Genomic DNA, 17,671 nt, shown 5'->3' on the forward strand with positions numbered 1-17,671 from the left:
CATGCCCAAATTGATGACATCGCGTACCGTGGCCGCTGCCGCGGTGGCGGTATTCCTGTCCGGCTGCGCGTCGTTCAGCGCCGATGGCGGCTACGGCGAGGTGCAGAAGCTGGCGCAGGCGCGCAACGCCACCCCGGTTCCCGCGGCGAAGCCGGTTGCCGGCGACGCCACGGCGGAACGCCAGCTGGCCGAGCTGCTGGCAAAGCCGCTCACCGTCGAGAGCGCCGTCCAGATTGCCTTGAATAACAACCGCGGCCTGCAGGCGTCCTACGCCGAGCTGGGCGTGGCCGAGTCCGACCTGGTCCAGGCAGGGCGCGTCGCCAACCCGGTGTTCAGTTTCGGCCGCGTCAAGGGCCATGAAGGCATCGAGCTGGAGCGCACCCTGTCGCTGCCGCTGATGGGCCTGCTTACCATGCCGATCACGCTGCCGCTGGAAAAGCGCCGCTTCGAGCAAGCCCAGATGCGCACCGCCGGCGAACTGCTGCGCGTGGCCGACGAAACCCGCCGCGCTTACTACAGCGCGGTGGCGGCCGAGCAAAGCGCCGCCTACATGGAGCAGGTCAAGGAATCTGCCGACGCCAGCGCCGAACTGGCGCGCCGCATGGCTGCGGCCGGCAACTGGAGCAAGCTGCAGCAGTCGCGCGAGCAGGCTTTCTATGCTGACGCGGTGGCGCAGCTGGCCCGCGCGCGGCAGGCAAAAGTAGCCGAGCGCGAACGCCTGACCCGCCTGATGGGCTTGTGGGGCAAGCAGGCGCAGTTCCAGCTGCCGGACCGCCTGCCCGAGCTGCCAGCGGCGCCCCGCGAGCTGACGGACGCCGAAGCGCAGGCAATGAGCAACCGGCTCGACATGCTGATGGCGCAGAAGGAACTGGCCGGCCTGGCGTCGTCGCTGGGCCTGACGCGCGCCACCCGCTTCGTCAACCTGCTCGACCTGTCCTACCTGCACAACACGACGCCGGACGGCGAGCGTGAAAAGGGTTACGAGATCGAGTTCCAGATCCCGCTGTTCGACTGGGGTACCTCGCGCGTGACCAAGGCCGAATCGCTGTACATGCAGGCCGTGCACCGGGCCGCGGCGTCGGCCATCGACGCCCGTTCCGAGGTGCGCGAGTCTTACCTCGCCTACCGCACCGCGTATGACCTGGCGCGCCACTACCGCGACGAGATCGTGCCGCTCAAGAAGCGCATCTCCGACGAGCAGCTGCTGCGCTACAACGGCATGCTGATCGGCGTATTCGAACTGCTGGCCGACGCGCGCGACCAGATCATGAGCGTCAACGCCGCCATCGAAGCGCAGCGCGACTACTGGGTGGCCGATTCGGCCCTGCACGCTGCGATGACCGGCACCGGCGGCAACGCCCCGGCCGCCCGCGCCAGCGCCGCGCCAGCCGCTTCCGCTGCGCCACAACATTAAGCTGGAAAGGTAGAGAACATGGTTTCACGTAGAGATTTCTTCCGCAACGCGGGCGTTGCCGCGGTCAGTACCGCCGTCGTCAGCCGGGTCGGAGCGGCATCGCTCCCCGAGGCGGTCATCATGGAAAGCGCCGCCACCCAGGCGCCGCTGGCCCCGCCCAACGGCCGTCCGTACAATCCGGTCGTCACCCTGAATGGCTGGACGCTTCCGTGGCGCATGAAGGACGGCGTCAAGGAATTCCACCTGGTGGCCGAGCCGGTGGTGCGCGAGATTGCGCCCGGCATGAAAGCCAACCTGTGGGGCTACAACGGCCAGTCGCCAGGCCCCACCATCGAGGTGGTCGAGGGCGACCGCGTGCGCATCTTTGTCACCAACAAGCTGCCGGAGCACACCAGTATCCACTGGCACGGCCAACGCCTGCCGAATGGCATGGATGGCGTGACCGGCATCACCCAGCCGGCTATTCCGGTGGGAAAAACCTTCGTGTATGAATTCGTGGCGCGCCGTCCCGGCACCTTCATGTACCACCCGCACGCGGACGAAATGACGCAAATGGCGATGGGCATGATGGGCTTCTGGGTCACCCACCCGAAGAATCCCGCGTTCCAGAAGGTCGACCGCGATTTCTGCTTCCTGCTGAACGCCTATGACATCGACCCGGGCAGCTTCACGCCGAAGGTCAACACGATGCTCGACTTTAACCTGTGGACGTTCAACAGCCGCGCCTTCCCCGGGATCGATCCGATGGTGGTCGGGCTGAACGACAAGGTGCGCATCCGGGTCGGCAACCTGACCATGACCAATCACCCGATCCACCTGCACGGCCACGAGTTTGTGGTGACCGGCACCGATGGCGGCTGGACGCCGCCGGCGTCGCGCTGGCCGGAAGTCACCACCGACATCGCGGTAGGCCAGATGCGCGCGATCGAGTTCGTGGCCAATGAACCTGGCGACTGGGCTTTCCATTGCCACAAGTCGCACCATACGATGAACGCGATGGGCCACGACGTGCCGACCCTGATCGGGGTCGAGCAGCGCGATGTGCTTGGCAAGATCAACAAGCTGGTTCCCGACTATATGATCATGGGCGACAAGGGCATGGCCGACATGGGCGAGATGGAAATGCCGCTGCCGGACAATACCCTGCCAATGATGACCGGCACCGGCCCCTTCGGCGGCGTCGGCATGGGCGGCATGTTTACCACGGTCAAGGTGCGCAAAGGATTGGCGCGCAACGACTACAAGGACCCGGGCTGGTACAAGCATCCCGCCGGTACCGTGGCGTATGAGTGGAAGGATGGAACGGCGGCGTTGCCGGAACCGGTGCGGGCGCCGGACACCAAGGCCATGGCGGCCAAGCCGGGCGAAAAGGTCCTGAAAGTCGTCAAACCGGTCAACCACAGCGGGCACTAAGCCGTTTTAGACGTATTGAACAAGTAAAGGAGTACTGATGAAATTTTCAACCCTGGTTTTCGCCGCAGCAGTGGCCCTTCCCTTCGCTGGCGCCGCAATGGCCCAGCCAGCGCCGGCCGCCGCCGCTGCCGCCGCGCCGGTGGCCCTGGTCGCCGGTGAGGTGAAAAAAATTAACAAGGAAACGGGCAAGATGACCATCAAGCACGGCCCACTGGTCAGCCTGGACATGCCGGCAATGACGATGGTGTTCCGGGTCAAGGACCCGGCCATGCTGGATCAGGTAAAAGTTGGTGACAAGATCAACTTTGCCGTCGAGCGCGCCAACGGCGCGATGACGGTGACCCAGCTCGAAGCCGCCAAGTAATCACCGCCACCACCAGCCGCTGGCGCCGCCGCGCTACGGCTTGCCAAGGGTAAGCTGGATCAGCTTGCCTTTGGCAGTTTCATCTTCATTCAGCGTCAGCAGGATACGGCCCTGCGGATCTTCCACCAGCGAGGTCACCTGGCCTGACAGGCTGGTATCGCCCGCCCCCCTGTTGTAGCCCGGCAGCATGGCCGAGATATTGGTCCAGTGGTCGCCGCCATCGTTCGACCACGCCAGGTAAGGCCTTGCGTTCGCCTTGTCGAAACCACCCACCACCAGCACGTTCGGCTTGCCCTTGAGCGCGAGGAAACGCTGCACGTACGGATACATGGCAGCGCCCTCGATCGGGTGCCGGATCACGAACTTGAACGAGCGGCCGCCGTCGTCGCTGCGCAGCAGGCCGCCTTCGACGCCGGCAAACACGCGCGCGGTGCCGTCGATCGAGTCGATAAACTGGATGTTGCGGTTTTCCAGTTCCGGCACCGTGATCGCCAGTTCTTCCTGCGACACCAGGCGCGATCCGTCGGCGCTCAGCTGGTAGGCGCGGATGAAGGCATCGTCGAGCGGGCATTCGCCCCCCACCAGCAGGCGGCTGCCGACCACGTGGAACGACTGGTGGTAGCAGGTCATCGAGTCGAACTGGCCCAGCAGCACGCGCCAGGTCGCCGCTTTATTGTCCGACACGAACAGGTTGAGGCCCGCGCCAGGATTGCTGAACAGGCGGGTGCCAACCATTTTCAGCTCGTCCATCCACAACGTGTAGCAGTACTGCTCGTAGCACGCGCGCAAGGACTGGTCTTGTGCCGCGAAGGCGGCCCCGGCGGCGTCCAGCGCGCACAGCGCGTGCTCCTGCTTGCCGCTTGCCGCGTCTTCGTACCAGGGCTGGAACAGCCACAAGCTGTCGCCCAGCGGCCTGAGCGTGGGCGCGCGTTGCGGGGCCATGTCGTTGAAGGGGGCCAGCCCGCACGGGCCGAGCGCCACGGTGCTCCATTGCGAGGCCGCCGTCACGGGCAAGCCGGTGCGCACGACCGCCGTGCCTTCGGTGGCCGAGTTGGACATGCCGATGTAGGCGCTGCCCTTGTAGAAAGCGATGTTTTGCATGCCGCGCGTGTGGCTCGCCAGCACGTCGATGCGGGTTACCGGATCGGCCACGAAGTTGGCCTCTCCGCCGCAGCCGGCCAGTAAAGCGCACGCGATAACAGTAGCTGTTGAAAAATTGTTCCTGCGAATCATGGCCACTCCAGCTCATCAATAAGATGGCGCTATTCTCGGGCGTTCGGCAGGTGGTTTCCATTGTTGTTGTGTCGGCGGAGTGTCGCGAAAATGTAAGCTTTTACGGCCACCCCGCCACCGATGACGTCGCGACGGCCGGGTTACAAGTCGATCTTGCCGTGCTCGGCCGGATCGACCTTGGGCGGCTCGCCGGTGATGGCGGCCTTGGCCATCGCAAACAGCGACACCATCCTGCTCGATGCGGTGTCCCAGAACTCGGCGCTGTGCGGCACCACGCGCACCAGCGCCACGTGGACATCGTCCGGGCCGTTCGGGAACCAGGCTTCGACAAACGGATTCCACAGCTCGTGGATCTTGGCGCGGTCCACTACCCGCTCGGCGCGGCCGCTGACGGACACGTACAGGCCGTCTTTCGGCTCGGCAAAACTGACGTTCACTTCGGGCGTAGCGGCAATGTCTTCCCACAGCCCGGTATTGATCGAGGTGAAAAACCACAGGTTGCCGGACTTGTCCATGTCCTGGTTGGTCATCGGCGTCGCCACCAGGTGGCCATGCTTGTCGGTTGTCGTAAACATCGCGAAACGGACCGACGCGATCTTGTCAGATAACTCCTTGACGTTATGGGCAGAATTGGTTGGGTACATAGACACTCCTTCAAGTTTGGCATGGACAAGCCGCTATCCTGACCCTTTACCACCTTTTCATCTGTGTGCGTCCTAACTTAGGTCAACGATTCCTCAAGACAGGTTTGCCATTTCGTCAAATTTGAATAATAATGAGAACAATTCGCATTTCACTCTCAACCTTTAAAGATGATGAACCACACTCTCCGCCCAACCCGCACCGCCGCAGCCGTCCACCTTGCCCTCGCCTCCCTCCTGTGCGGCAACGCATTTGCCCAGTCGTCCGAGCAAACCTTGCAAGAGGTTAAAATCGTTGGCGCCAGCGAAGCGGGCTATAACGTCGTGTCGACCTCGACCGCGATGAAAACCGACACCCTGCTGCGCGACACGCCACAGGCGATCACGGTGCTCAGCAAGGAGCTGCTGCGCGACCAGGCAGTCCAGAGCATGACCGACGTGGTGCGCTATGTGCCGGGTATCAATCCTTCCCAGGGCGAAGGCAACCGCGACGCCGCCATCTTCCGCGGCAACAACTCGACCAGCGACTTCTACATCGACGGCATCCGCGACGACGTCCAGTACTTCCGCGACTTCTACAACATCGACAGCGTCGAAGCGATCCGCGGTTCGAATGCCATGATCTTCGGCCGCGGCGGTTCGGGCGGCGTGATCAACCGGGTCAGCAAGCAGCCGCAATGGGCCGCCGTCCGCCAGGGTTCGGTCACCCTCGGCTCGTGGGACAACCGCCGCGCCACCGCCGACCTCGGCCAGGCGATCAACGACAGCATGGCCTTCCGCGTCAACGCGATGGTCGAGGATTCGGGCAGCTTCCGCGACGGCGTCAAGGTCGAACGCAAGGGCGTCAACCCTACCCTGGCCATTCGCGCGGGCAAGAACACCAGCGTCGTGCTTGGCTACGAGCACTTCCAGGACGAGCGTACTGCCGACCGCGGCATCAGCTCGCAAAACGGCCGCCCGTTCGAGACCGACGAATCGACCTTCTTCGGCAATGCCGAACTGAGCCCGACCTGGTCGCGCGTCAACGCATTCACCGCCGTCATCGACCACGACTTCGGCAATGGCGTCTCGCTGCGCAACCGCACCCGCGCCGCCGACTATGACAAGTTCTACCAGAACGTGTTTGCATCCGGCCCGGTACTGCCGGCAGGCACGGTAGCGATTGGCGCGTACAGCAACGCCACCCAGCGCGACAACCTGTTCAACCAGACCGACCTGAGCTACGCGATGACTACCGGCAGCGTCAAGCACAAGCTGCTAGTGGGCGCCGAGTTCGGCCGCCAGGAGACCAACAACCTGCGCCTGACCGGTTACAACCCGGACGGCAGCACGGCGCGCTCGGTTGCGGCGGCCAATCCGGTGTTCACCGGCCCGATCGTGTTCGCGCCATCGGCAACGGACGCCCACAACCACGGCGTTGCCAAGGTGGCGTCGGCCTACCTGCAAGACCAGCTTGAGTTCAGCCCGCAGTGGCAAGCGGTGCTGGGCCTGCGCTACGACCGTTTCAGCGTCGACTTCCGCAACAACCGCAACGGCGCCACCTTGGCACAGACCGATTCGCCGGTCTCGCCACGTGTTGGCCTGGTCTACAAGCCGGTCGACGCCGTGTCGCTGTACGGCAGCTACAGCATCGCCTACGTGCCGCGCGCCGGCGAGCAGCTGAGCTCGCTTAGCGCGTCCAACCAGGCCTTCGATCCGGAAGAATTCACCAACGTCGAGCTGGGCGCCAAGTGGGACATCCGCCCGAACTTGTCGGCTACCGCGGCTGTCTACAAGCTTGACCGCACCAATGTCGTGATCCCTGGCCCGACCAGCACCGATCCGAGCCAGCTGGTGGACGGACAGACCACCAAAGGCGTCGAGCTGGGCCTGTCGGGCAAACTGACGCGCGCATGGAGCGTCATGGGTGGTTACGCCTACCAGGATGCGGAACTGACCGCAACCCAGTCGGCCACTGCGCGTGACGGCGCGCGCCTGGCGCAAGTGCCTAAGCACAGCGCTTCCCTGTGGAACCGCTACGAGTTCACGCCAGCCTGGGCGGCCGGCCTGGGCGTCATTTACCGTGACGAAATCTTCACCACCACCTCGAACGCGGTGACGCTGCCGTCGTTCACCCGGGTCGACGCGGCGCTGTTCTACACCTTGAACCCGAACTACCGTGTCCAGGTCAACGTCGAGAACCTGTTCGACAAGAAGTACTACGGCTCGGCGCATAGCGATACCAACATTTCGCCGGGCTCGCCGCGCGCAGTGCGCGTGGCGCTGAACGCCAGCTTCTAAAGCGGTATCTGGCAGGCCAGCGGCGCCCTCGGGCGCCGTTTTGCGTTTACCCGCCGCATTGCTACGGATGAGGCCGAAAAACCCGGGATAGGTTCGGTCCTTCACATTGAGGCGGGTCATCCGCCCCATCGCGCCCCGGCCGATACTTGAATTCCGGGCGGCGGGCATTTCAAGACGGAGGAAACGTGACATTACCGGGCGACGCGACAGACCAGCAATCGGACCAGCATGGCAATTTCCTCGACAGCCTGAACCAGTTCACCAGGCAGCACCGGGCCGGCCACTGGTCGGGCACCTTCGCCGATTTCATGGAAAAGGTGTTGCCGGCGGCGCCGCACCATGTGGCGCGCAGCTCGCACCAGTACGTGTGGGACATGATCCGCAGCACCTGCGTTGACGCCGGCGAAGGCAAGTTCCGCTGCCGCCTGTTCGAGGACGACCTGTTCGGCATCGACGAGGCGATCGAGCGCGTGGTCGACTATTTCAAGGCCGCGGCGGCCGGCTCGGAGGTCGGGCGGCGCCTGCTGTTGCTGCTCGGCCCCCCGTCGGGCGGCAAGTCCAGCCTCGTCATCCTGCTCAAGCGCGGGCTGGAGGAATACAGCCACACCGATGAGGGCGCGCTGTATGCGATCGCAGGCTGCCCGGTGCATGAATCCCCGCTGCACCTGGTGCCGCATACCATGCGCGCCGCCTGCCGCAACACCTATGGCATCGACATTGCCGGCGAGGTCTGTCCGCACTGCCGCGCCCGGCTGGAAGACCAGTTCTCGGGCGACTTCATGCAGATGCCGGTCGAGCGCTTCTTCATCTCCGAATCGGGTCGCAGCGGCATCGGTACCTACGCGCCGCACGATCCCACCACCGCCGACCTGGCCGACCTGGTCGGCTCGGTCGACCTGTCCAAGGTGGCGCAATACGGCGACGAGGGCGATCCGCGCGCCTGGTCATGGTCGGGCGCCGTGTATGCGGCCAGCCGGGGCGTGCTGGAGATGATCGAAATCCTCAAGGTCAAGCGCGAATTCCTCTACCTGCTGCTGACACTGACGCAAGAGAAAAACGTCAAGGTGTCGCGCTTTCCGCTGATCTACCTCGACGAGACCATACTCGCGCACACCAACCTGGCCGAGTTCCGCAAATTTCTGCAAGAGAGCGAAAACGAAGCCCTGCTCGACCGCATGGTGATCATCCAGGTGCCATACACGCTGAATTACAGGGAGGAAGCGCGGATCTACAACAAGCTCATCTCCTCGGCCGCGCCCGCCTTTCGCGACGTCCACCTCGACCCCCACGTACTGCATGCGGCCGCCGTGTTCGCGATCCTGTCGCGCATCCAGGAGGGCGACGACAAGGAAGTCGAACTGGTCAAAAAAGTGCGCATCCACGCCGACGAAGAGGTCGAGGGCGTGAACCGCGCCGATGTCCGCCGTGTCAAAGATAAGGAAAAGGCGCCCGAGGAAGGCCTGGCCGGTGTCTCGCCCCGCTTTGTCATCAATGCGCTGTCGAACGCCATCATCCAGTCCAACCAGAAAAGCCTGTCCACCATGGACGTGCTGCTGGCGCTAAAGGACGGCATTGAAAGCGACGCGCGCATCGACACGAAAAAAAAGCGCCGCTGGGTGGATTACCTGGTACTGACGCGCAAGGATTTTTACAACCGCTGGGTCAAGGAAGACGTGCACAAGGCCCTGTTCGTGTCCTTCGAGCAGGAAGCGCAGGACCTGCTGAACAAGTACCTCGACGAGGTCGAAGCCATGCTGGACAACCGCCAGATCAAGGACCCGATCACCAACGAGGAAAGACGGCCGGACGAGCGCTTTTTACGGGCGGTCGAGGAAAAAATCCATATCTCGGAATCGGGCAAGCAGTCATTTCGCCAGGAAGTCGTGCGCAAGGCGATGGGCGCCTACAAGCGCGGCGTCAAGTTCGGGCTTGAAAGCCACATGCAATTGAACGACGCCGTCCAGCAGTACCTGTTCGAGCAGCGCCGCGACGTGCTGCGGCTGGTCAGTTCCGCCAAGCGCCCCGACGAAGAAATCCGCACCAAGATTTCCGCAGTCGAGAAGCGCCTCGTCGATGAATATGGTTACGACAGCCACAGCGCGCGCGAAGCGCTGAACTACGTGACGACCCTGCTGGCACAGGAGTAGCACCCTTCTCGGGAGGTGGGCGGTGGCGGCAACGATTAACACGGCGTGGTACGACCTGTTCTCGCGCGGCGCGCGCGACTGGCTGCGCCACAACGACAAGGTGCGCGAAGCCGTGCAGCAGCACCTGCCCGAGCTGATCGCCGGCCCCGACTTGATCACCGGTCCGCAGGAGCGCACGGTGCAGGTGCCGGTGCGCCTGCTGGAGCACGCCCGTTTCAAGCTGGCCGACGGCCGCAGCCAGACTGGCGCCGGCCAGGGCGAGGGCCAGCCGGGTGACGTGCTCCAGCATGGCCAGCCCGAACCCGGCGAAGGCGATGCGGGCGAAGGCGGCCAGGAAGATGGCGAGCTCAGGCTGCTGCTGGAATTCTCGATCGATGACGTGATGGACTGGGTGTGGGAAGAACTGAAGCTGCCCGACCTCAAGCCGAAGCCGTCGGCTCGCATCGACGAGCTGGAACTGGTGCGCGAAGGCTGGGACAAGCGCGGGGCCCGCTCGCGGCTGGACCGGCGCCGCACCGTCAAGGAAGCGATCAAGCGCCGCGCGGTACAGGCCGACCCGGTGCCGTTTACCAATGACGATCTACGGTTCCGCCAGGTGGTCACACGGCCCAAGCCGAGCACCAGTGCGGTGATCCTGTTCGTGATCGATGTGTCGGCCAGCATGACCCAGCTTGAGCGCAAGCTGGCCAAGTCATTCTTCTTCTTCGCGCTGCAGGGCATCAGGCGCAAGTACGCCAAGGTGGAAACGCGCTTCATTGCGCACACCACCCACGCCTGGGAATTTTCGGAAAGCGAGTTTTTCCAGGTGTCGGGAATCGGCGGCACCATCGCGTCGAGCGCCTTCAAGCTGGCGCTGGAGCTGATGCGTAGCGACTACAACGCCGCGCAACACAATGTCTACATGTTCTACGCATCCGACGGCGAAAACTTTACCGAGGACCGGACGGCCGCCAGCGAAGCGCTGACGGAGCTGGGCAAGGTGCTGAATTACATGGGCTATGTGGAGACCTTGCCTGGCATACCGCGCTCGCTGGAGACGGAGATGCGGCGCCTGTGCGGTGAGCTGGAGCGGCGCGGCGTACCGATCGGCAGCAGTGTGCTGTCGAGCCCGGACGACGTGTGGCGTGCCCTGCGCAAGTTTTTCACCCAGGAGTCAGGCGCGGGCAAGGAGGCGCCGGCATGAAAGGCACGCAACAGCAGCAGCTGGCCGACTACAGCGCGCGTATCGAGGCGCTGGCCGTTGAGCTGGGGCTGGATTTTTACCCGGTCGATTTCGACCTGGTGCCGGCCAACTTCATGGTCGAAATCGCTGTCTACGGGCTGCCGGTGCGCATGCGCCACTGGTCCTTCGGCGTGCGCTACATCCACCAGCTGGTGCGGCAGCACATGGGGCACTCGCGCATTTTCGAGGTGATGTTCCCCGGCGATCCCTGCCATGCATTCATGCAGGAGCAAAACTCGCTGGCCGAGAACACGCTCGTCACCGCCCATGTGCTGGGCCACGCCGACTTCGCCAAAAACAACCAGCTGTTCACGCGATTCATGGCGATGGCGGGCGGCCATATCCTCGAGCAGAGCGCAGCGCGCGCGCACCGCCTCGAACTCGCGCTGCAGGCCCACGGCCAGCAACGGGTCGAGGCCGTGCTGGACGCCGCGCTCGCGCTGGAGACCCATATCGACGTCAACCAGCCGCTGCACCGTCCCCGCTACCCGGAGTTCGTCGCGCCGCGTGCCGAATCACAGCCGGACAGGTTCCGCGACCGCTTCGGCCGGCTGCCTGGCGAGCATGTCGAGCCGCCCGCCAAAGGGCCGCCGCAACGCACGCCGCTGCCGCCCCAGCCGGAAACGGACCTGCTGTGGTTCATCGCCAACTACGCGCCGGAAATGGAGGACTGGGAGCGCGACATCTTCCTTGCGGTGCGCGAAGAAGCGTTTTACTTCCACCCGATCTTCGCCTGCCAGATCATGAACGAAGGCTGGGCGTCGTACTGGCATGCGCGCCTGCTGCGCGAGGCCACCTTCCTGCCCCACGACACCTACCTGGCCGCGATCAAGTCCCACTCGGATGTCGTGCGGCCCTTTGCCAGTGGCCAGCAACTTGCCTTGTCGCTCAATCCCTACCACCTGGGTTTTTCCTTGTGGGAGCACATCATCGACAAGCACGGCATGGAAAAAGCCCGCCAGATCTGCCGCGAGGAAGACGACTACGGCTTCATCCGCAATTACCTCGACCAGGAACTGGCCGACCAGCTCGACCTGTTTGTCTACGAGGCGCGGCGCGACGGCGATACCCGCATCACCAGCCGCGACATCCATGCCATCCGCGAAGCGATCCTGGCGCCGAAGTACAACTACGGCTCGCCGTCGGTGACCGTGGCGCAGGTGGGGCCGGACGGCAGCCTTGACCTTCGCCACGACTACCTGCATGACGGCCGTGGCCTTGAGCTGGCGCTAGCCGAGCGGGTCATGGACTACGTCGGCCGGGTCTGGCGCCGGCCTGTCTCCCTGCACACCGTCGACTTCCGCGGGGTCGTGCGCGTTTTGCCGGGTAAACGGACCGGCGCCTGACGGGCGCCGCGCATGGATGCCCTGTCGTTGATAGCGCTCAACAAGTTGCTGCATGGACTCACTACCCTAGTCAGGAGAACCTGACCGGAGAGCTCCATGCTGCAAAAACAACCCCTGTGGTCCCGATCCGTTGCCGCCGCGCTTGCCGTATCGCTTGGCATGGCTGCCGTGGGGTGCAGCGGCGACAGGGAAGTCGGCCCGCTGATTGCGGAAGCCCGCAAGTACCGCGACAAGGGCGAGACCCGCGCGGCGGTCATCCAGCTGAAGAACGTGATCCAGCAAGACTCCGGCAACAGCGCCGCCCGCATCTTGCTGGGCGAGGTGTATATCGAGGATGGCGATGCCGTGTCCGCGGAAAAAGAGCTGCGCCGCGCGCTGAGCCTGGGCGGCGACGCCGGCCAGGTCGCGCCCCTGCTCGGCAAGGCGATGCTGATGCAGGGACAATACGACGCCCTGCTCGGTGAAATCCAGCCCGCCGCCGATGCGGCGCGGCGCCCGCTGATCCTGGCCCTGCGCGGCAACGCCCTGCTCGGCCTCGGCAAGCAGGACGACGCACGCGAGGCCTTTGCCGAAGCGCTCAAACTCAAGCCTGCATTGCCCGAGGCCCTGGTGGGCATGGCGCGCCTGGCGATCGGCGCGCGTGACGAAGCGCAGGCGCATTCCTATCTGGCGCAGGCGCTCAAGGCCAGCCCGGCCAATATCGAGGCATTGCGGCTGCGCGGCGATATGCACCGTGCAGCGGGCAAGCCGACGGACGCGATGGCGGACTACCGCGCCATCCTGGCCTTGCGGCCTGCCAACATCCAGGCGCTCGTCGATGTCGGCAACCTGCACATCGACAGCGGCAAGCTGCAGGAAGCGCGCGCCACCCTCGCCCAGGCGCGCCAGGCAGCGCCGGGCGCAGTTGCGGTTTATCACTCGCAGGCAATGCTGGACTACCGCGAAGGCAAGCACAAGGCCGCCCTCGATTCGGTGCAAAAAATTCTCAGCGAAATTCCCGACCACATGCCGAGCCTGCTGCTGGCGGGCGCGATCCAGTCGGCGCTGGGTAACACCCAGCAGGCGGAGCAGCAGCTGCAAAAGTTCCTGGAATCGTATCCGCGCCACCTGTACGCCAGCAAGCTGATGTCCGCCCTTCACCTGCGCAATAACGCGCCAGGCGAGGCCCTTGCGTTGCTGCGCCCGCTGCTGCTTGCCCACCCCGACGATGTCGAGCTGCTGTCGCTGGCCGGCGAAGCCAACCTGCGCGGGCGCCACTTCACCCAGGCCGCCGAGCTGTTTGAAAAGGCCGCCGCGCTGCGGCCCTCGGCACCCGGCCTGCATACCGGCGTCGCACTGAGCCGCCTCGGCAATGGCGACAACGGACGCGCGGTTGCCGAACTCGAACGCGCCGCCTCACTGGACAAGTCCAGCGACCGCGCCGGCCTGCTGCTGGCGATGAGCTACCTGCGCGCCAAGGCGCCCGACAAGGCGATGGCCACGGTGCAGCGCATGGAGAACCAGGCCAACAACCCGCTGGTGCAGAACCTCAAGGGCGGCATCTACCTTGCCAAGCACGACCTGGCCGCCGCCCGCGCCAGCTTTGAAGCGGCGCTCAAGCTGGACCAGTCCTACATGCCTGCGCTGGATAACCTGGCCCAGCTCGATACGCTGGAAGGACGGCCCGCCGACGCCCGCAAGCGCTACCGGGACGCCCTCGCCAAGGCGCCTGGCGACGCCGCCCTGATGGAGGCGCTGGGCCGGCTGGCGGCGGCGGAAGGCAAGCGCGCCGAGGCCATGGGCTGGCTGGAACGGGCCAGCGCCGAGAACCCGGACAACCTGCGCGTGGCGCTGCGGCTGGTCGACTTCTACGCCCGCGCCGGCGAAAAGCAGAAGGCGCTGGTCCTCGCGCAGAAACTGGAGGCCAGCCACCCGTCCAATTCCGACGTGCTTGCCATGCGCGCCCAGGTGTCCTACCTGAACGACGATTTTGCCGCGGCCGCCGAAGCCTACGCCAAGCTGGTTTCGCTGGCGCCGCGCAACGCGGGGCTGCACGCGCGCTATGCAACCGTGCAGATGAAGCTGAAGGATACGGCCGGTGCGCTCGCCTCGCTGAACAAGGCGCTGTCCCTCGATCCCGATCTTGCGGACGCGCAGGTGAACCTGCTCAATGTCCTGATTGGCCAGGGAAAATACAGCGAAGCGCTGACCCTGGCGCGGTCGGTGCAGAACCGCCGGCCCGAATCGGCGCGCGGCCACAAGCTGGAAGGCGACGTGTTCAGCGCCCAGCAGAAGCACCCGGAAGCCTTGAAGGCCTATGCGCGCGCGTTTGACCTGCAACAAAACGGGCCGTTGCTGATCCAGCTGCATGGCGCCCTGCTCAAAAACGGCAAAGCCGCCGAGGCGCAGGCACGCATGTCGGAATGGTTCCGCCAGCGTCCAAACGACATCCCGACCCGGCTGTACTACGCCAGCAGCATGGTGGTGGCGAAGGACTACGAGGCTGCTGTCGGCCACCTGCACGCCGTCCTCAAGGGCGACCCCGACAATGTGATCGCCCTCAATGACCTGGCCTGGGCCTACCAGCGCATGAACCGCAAGGAAGCGCTGCACTATGCGGCACGGGCCCACAAGCTCGCCCCGAACAGCCCGGCGATCATGGACACGCTCGGCTGGATCTATCTCGAAACAGGCAACATCGGCCGCGCGCTGCCGCTGCTGCAGAAAGCCAGCGCGCTGGCCCCTGGCGCCGCCGAGATCCGCTACCACTACGGCATGGTGCTGGCGAAATCGGGCGACAAGGCGGCGGCGCGGCGCGAGCTTGAGCGCGCCCTCGCCGCCAGGGACTTCACCCGCCGCGACGAGGCCAGGGCCCTGCTGGCCACCTTGTGACGGCATGCCGGCGTCGGATATTTTTACAGGCGCGGCGGCGCGTAGCGGCCCGGTGAAATGATGCCATCCGGATCGAGCGCCGCCTTGATCTGCCTGACCGCCGCCCAGAACACGTCCGAGTTCGGATCAAGCTGCGCCATCGACTGGTTGCCCACGCGGTAAGGCACGTAGCCAGCCGCCATGCACAGGTCGAACACGGCCTGGTAGCACGCCTTGGCGCGCGCCACTTCTTCCTCGTCCTCCTTGTCGTAGGCGACGGTGATCACGCCGCCCAGCGACCGTTCGTTGATCATGCTGAAGGTGACGAACAGGTCGAAACAGTATTTCTTGAACAGCGGTTCGACCATGCGGTGCAGTGCCAGCAGGTCGGCGCCGCGCAGCGGCAGGATCGGCGACACCCACAGCAGTCCGCAGTTATCCTGCGCCGGGTTGGCCTGCCTGGGAAAGCCGGACGGCAGGCCGCCACGCCGGCGCCAGTAGGCGCCGGCCAGGAAGCGCCCGTTCGGCACGCCGCGGTTCATCGCGAACAGCGATTCGCCGAGGTCCACCTTGGCCCGCAGGCGCTTGCCCGCCGCGCTGGCGCCAAGCAGCTTCGCCAGCATGGCGCCCATGCGCAACTTGCCTTCGGTCAGGATGGTGGTCTTCGCGGCCGTCCCTTTCAAGGCCTGCTTGAGCGCGTGGCGCGCCGCGGCGACCTGGCGTTCGCTGCCGTAGATCGCGCCCGACACCGTCCAGGCGCCGACGCCGGCGCCCTCGCGCATTGCCGCGCGCACGCCCTCCGGCAGCGGCATTGCATCGCCCACCCGTTCACGCGGATAAACGGCGCCGCCCGATATCACCCGCAAATCATTGCCGATGTGGAGGATGCTGCGCAGCGTGCCGTTCATCCGCAATGGCCTCAGCGCGTCCACCACCGGGCCGATCTCCTCATGCCGGTCCACCGTACAGAAGAAATGGTTGATGCACTCGGCTTTGGGCATCAGCCAGATGCCGATCCGGGTCACGATGCCGAAGTTCGACTGGGTAAACAGGCCGTCCAGGAAAGGTCCCACACCGTAAGGGAAAAGATGGGTCGCCTTGGCGTTGGGATAATGGCCGAAGCCAGTGTTGAGTACCTCGCCCGAGGCCAGCACGACCTGCATGCCCGCCACATGCTGCAGGCGGTTGCCATACGGTGAATGGCCAAACCCGCGCTCGAGGATGTTTCCCATGAAGCTGGTGTCGGGACCGGCCCCGGTGCAGTCGATCCAGAAATCGAGTTTGTGCTCGATCAGGTAGTCCGACAGTTGTTGCTGGGTCACGCCCGGCTCGATCACCGCGTAGGCCAGGGTGGGGTCGACGGTGATGATGCGGTTCATCCGCGACAATTCGACGATCACCTGCCCGTCGGTGACAGGGCAGGCGTCGCTGTAGCCCCAGTTCTTGCCGGTGCTGATCGGATACAGGGGCGTCTGGTGGCGCCGCGCCACCTTCACCAGCTCCGCTACCTGCTCGGCGCTGCCCGGCGTGACCACCGCCAGCGCGCGAGTGCTGCGCGAGGACGTGCTGCGCGAGTAGCGTTCGATGGTGATGTCGTCGTCGCGCACCTGTTCGAAGCCCACCACATCGCGCAGCTCGCGCAGCAGCAGCGCGCGGCGTTCCGTGCGCGCGGCGGCGGGTAATCCCTGTTCGTGTTCGTCAGTGACTGTCATGCCGGTCTCCATTAGTTACGTCCACCCATCAGGCGCGCGGTGATGCCGGGTTCGTCCCAGGTCGGAAAAAAGTAGGGGTAGAACGAACGTTCTTCGCCATGCGCTTCCATCAGGCCGCCCCAGCGCCGGATCTGGTCGCCCATGTAGTCCAGTTCGAGGCGCAGCAGGACGGCCGGCGCGCCCACCCGCGTGCAGGGGCGCTCGCCGCCGAAATCGCGGAAACCCAGCATGCGCTTGTAGAACATCACGTGGCGCGGGTTGACTTCGATGATGTAGTCGGTGAAGCCGTGGATGTTGTGCGAATAAATATAGGAGATGTGGATCAGGGAGGCGAACACGCGCTTGGTGACGCCCTTGTCGATGGCCAGCCGGGATGGCTCGCACAAGCGCCGCCCCTGCTCGCGCAGGCCGTCGAGCTTGTCGCGGAAGTTCTCGTCCGCCGGCAAGCTGAAGTCGCGGTCCAGGCACAGGCTCATTGTTCCGACCACCACGCCGCCGGTTTCCGCATACAAGGTGATCTTGTTCGGTTCGATGTCCTCCTCCGGTTCGACCGCGTAGCCGCGCCAGCCGTACATCTTGCGGATCAGCAGGCTGGCTGCTTCGCGCCGGCCCGCGGAGTTCGCGAGGCGTATATGGAATACCTGGACATCGAGCGGGTGGTCAAGGCGCGCGTCCGTTCCTTGTTCGCCAATACACAGGTCGCGCAGCCCGGTCGGGCATACGAATGTCGCAATTGGCAGCTCATCTTTAAGCATAGTTGGTCGTCCTCCACAGGAACCGTCGCCACCGATTGCCGGGGCGAACGAAAAGTTGTGCCTGTCTGACATGCTCATCCATAAGATAGTTCCCGCGAACTGAGCAGTAACAGAGCAATTTCAATCCTGCAGGCAGCGTCGGATTTTTTTCCACCGCACTTATTGGGTAGTCGACAACGCATCAGCACAAAAGCCAAGTTGTTGATTTGACAGGGAAAAGAGGCGTGGCACGGAAGCTGCATTAGCTATGGCAAGGCGGCAAGTTGTCGCCCCAGCAATCCAGTTTCATCCCCA

Annotated in this window: 12 protein-coding genes; 8 read left to right on the forward strand and 4 right to left on the reverse strand. The window is 64.7% G+C overall.

Annotated features, from left to right (window positions below):
• Position 1 precedes the first annotated feature (1 nt).
• From LMJ30_RS07725 to LMJ30_RS07735, 3 genes are read left to right on the forward strand one after another with little or no spacing between them, the layout of a single operon-like run.
• Positions 2–1,414 (forward strand): TolC family protein, encoded by a 1,413-nt coding sequence (locus LMJ30_RS07725; RefSeq protein WP_229431762.1) that lies wholly within the window; start codon positions 2–4, stop codon positions 1,412–1,414.
• 18 nt (positions 1,415–1,432) lie between these two features.
• Positions 1,433–2,827, forward strand: a complete 1,395-nt coding sequence (locus tag LMJ30_RS07730; protein ID WP_229431763.1) for a multicopper oxidase family protein — start codon at positions 1,433–1,435, stop codon at positions 2,825–2,827.
• Positions 2,828–2,864: 37 nt separating this feature from the next.
• Positions 2,865–3,191, forward strand: coding sequence for a copper-binding protein (locus LMJ30_RS07735; RefSeq protein WP_229431764.1), 327 nt, complete (start codon positions 2,865–2,867; stop codon positions 3,189–3,191).
• Positions 3,192–3,224: 33 nt separating this feature from the next.
• Here the strand turns inward: LMJ30_RS07735 and LMJ30_RS07740 are convergent, their stop codons facing one another.
• Both LMJ30_RS07740 and LMJ30_RS07745 read right to left on the reverse strand, forming a co-directional pair.
• Positions 3,225–4,424 (reverse strand): beta propeller repeat protein, encoded by a 1,200-nt coding sequence (locus LMJ30_RS07740; protein WP_229431765.1) that lies wholly within the window; start codon positions 4,422–4,424, stop codon positions 3,225–3,227.
• A 140-nt stretch (positions 4,425–4,564) separates the two neighbouring features.
• Positions 4,565–5,068 carry a pyridoxamine 5'-phosphate oxidase family protein gene (locus LMJ30_RS07745; protein WP_229431766.1) on the reverse strand — a complete coding sequence of 168 codons (504 nt, stop codon included), beginning with the start codon at positions 5,066–5,068 and terminating at the stop codon, positions 4,565–4,567.
• A 171-nt stretch (positions 5,069–5,239) separates the two neighbouring features.
• Here LMJ30_RS07745 and LMJ30_RS07750 point away from each other — a divergent pair, with 171 nt between their 5' ends.
• The 5 genes from LMJ30_RS07750 to prsT all read left to right on the forward strand — a co-directional run bounded on the left by LMJ30_RS07750 (position 5,240) and on the right by prsT (position 14,931).
• Positions 5,240–7,345: a TonB-dependent receptor gene (locus LMJ30_RS07750; RefSeq protein WP_229431767.1), complete on the forward strand. Its 2,106-nt coding sequence runs from the start codon at positions 5,240–5,242 to the stop codon at positions 7,343–7,345.
• Positions 7,346–7,530: 185 nt separating this feature from the next.
• Positions 7,531–9,492 carry a serine protein kinase gene (locus tag LMJ30_RS07755; RefSeq protein ID WP_229431768.1) on the forward strand — a complete coding sequence of 654 codons (1,962 nt, stop codon included), beginning with the start codon at positions 7,531–7,533 and terminating at the stop codon, positions 9,490–9,492.
• Between the two features lie 22 nt (positions 9,493–9,514).
• Positions 9,515–10,675, forward strand: coding sequence for a DUF444 family protein (locus LMJ30_RS07760; RefSeq protein WP_229431769.1), 1,161 nt, complete (start codon positions 9,515–9,517; stop codon positions 10,673–10,675).
• Positions 10,672–12,060, forward strand: a complete 1,389-nt coding sequence (locus tag LMJ30_RS07765) for a SpoVR family protein (RefSeq protein ID WP_229431770.1) — start codon at positions 10,672–10,674, stop codon at positions 12,058–12,060. Before LMJ30_RS07760 ends, LMJ30_RS07765 begins: the two co-directional genes overlap by 4 nt.
• Before the next feature lie 96 nt (positions 12,061–12,156).
• Positions 12,157–14,931, forward strand: coding sequence for an XrtA/PEP-CTERM system TPR-repeat protein PrsT (gene prsT / locus LMJ30_RS07770; RefSeq protein ID WP_229431771.1), 2,775 nt, complete (start codon positions 12,157–12,159; stop codon positions 14,929–14,931).
• A 23-nt stretch (positions 14,932–14,954) separates the two neighbouring features.
• Here prsT and LMJ30_RS07775 read toward each other — a convergent pair whose 3' ends face one another.
• Both LMJ30_RS07775 and LMJ30_RS07780 read right to left on the reverse strand, forming a co-directional pair.
• Positions 14,955–16,622 carry an FAD-binding oxidoreductase gene (locus LMJ30_RS07775; RefSeq protein WP_229431772.1) on the reverse strand — a complete coding sequence of 556 codons (1,668 nt, stop codon included), beginning with the start codon at positions 16,620–16,622 and terminating at the stop codon, positions 14,955–14,957.
• An 11-nt stretch (positions 16,623–16,633) separates the two neighbouring features.
• Positions 16,634–17,377, reverse strand: a complete 744-nt coding sequence (locus LMJ30_RS07780; protein ID WP_229431773.1) for an N-acyl amino acid synthase FeeM domain-containing protein — start codon at positions 17,375–17,377, stop codon at positions 16,634–16,636.
• Positions 17,378–17,671 lie beyond the last annotated feature (294 nt).

Origin of the sequence: Massilia agrisoli, from assembly GCF_020831365.1 — a bacterium.
In the GTDB taxonomy this organism is placed as follows: domain Bacteria; phylum Pseudomonadota; class Gammaproteobacteria; order Burkholderiales; family Burkholderiaceae_D; genus Telluria_A; species Telluria_A agrisoli.

Coding starts and splice junctions, on each gene's coding strand:
- LMJ30_RS07725 (WP_229431762.1), top strand. CDS start 2: ATGCCCAAATTGATGACATCGCGTACCGTGGCCGCTGCCGCGGTGGCG.
- LMJ30_RS07735 (WP_229431764.1), top strand. CDS start 2,865: ATGAAATTTTCAACCCTGGTTTTCGCCGCAGCAGTGGCCCTTCCCTTC.
- LMJ30_RS07765 (WP_229431770.1), top strand. CDS start 10,672: ATGAAAGGCACGCAACAGCAGCAGCTGGCCGACTACAGCGCGCGTATC.
- LMJ30_RS07775 (WP_229431772.1), bottom strand. CDS start 16,622: ATGACAGTCACTGACGAACACGAACAGGGATTACCCGCCGCCGCGCGC.
- LMJ30_RS07750 (WP_229431767.1), top strand. CDS start 5,240: ATGAACCACACTCTCCGCCCAACCCGCACCGCCGCAGCCGTCCACCTT.
- LMJ30_RS07730 (WP_229431763.1), top strand. CDS start 1,433: ATGGTTTCACGTAGAGATTTCTTCCGCAACGCGGGCGTTGCCGCGGTC.
- prsT (WP_229431771.1), top strand. CDS start 12,157: ATGCTGCAAAAACAACCCCTGTGGTCCCGATCCGTTGCCGCCGCGCTT.
- LMJ30_RS07740 (WP_229431765.1), bottom strand. CDS start 4,424: ATGATTCGCAGGAACAATTTTTCAACAGCTACTGTTATCGCGTGCGCT.
- LMJ30_RS07780 (WP_229431773.1), bottom strand. CDS start 17,377: ATGCTTAAAGATGAGCTGCCAATTGCGACATTCGTATGCCCGACCGGG.
- LMJ30_RS07745 (WP_229431766.1), bottom strand. CDS start 5,068: ATGTACCCAACCAATTCTGCCCATAACGTCAAGGAGTTATCTGACAAG.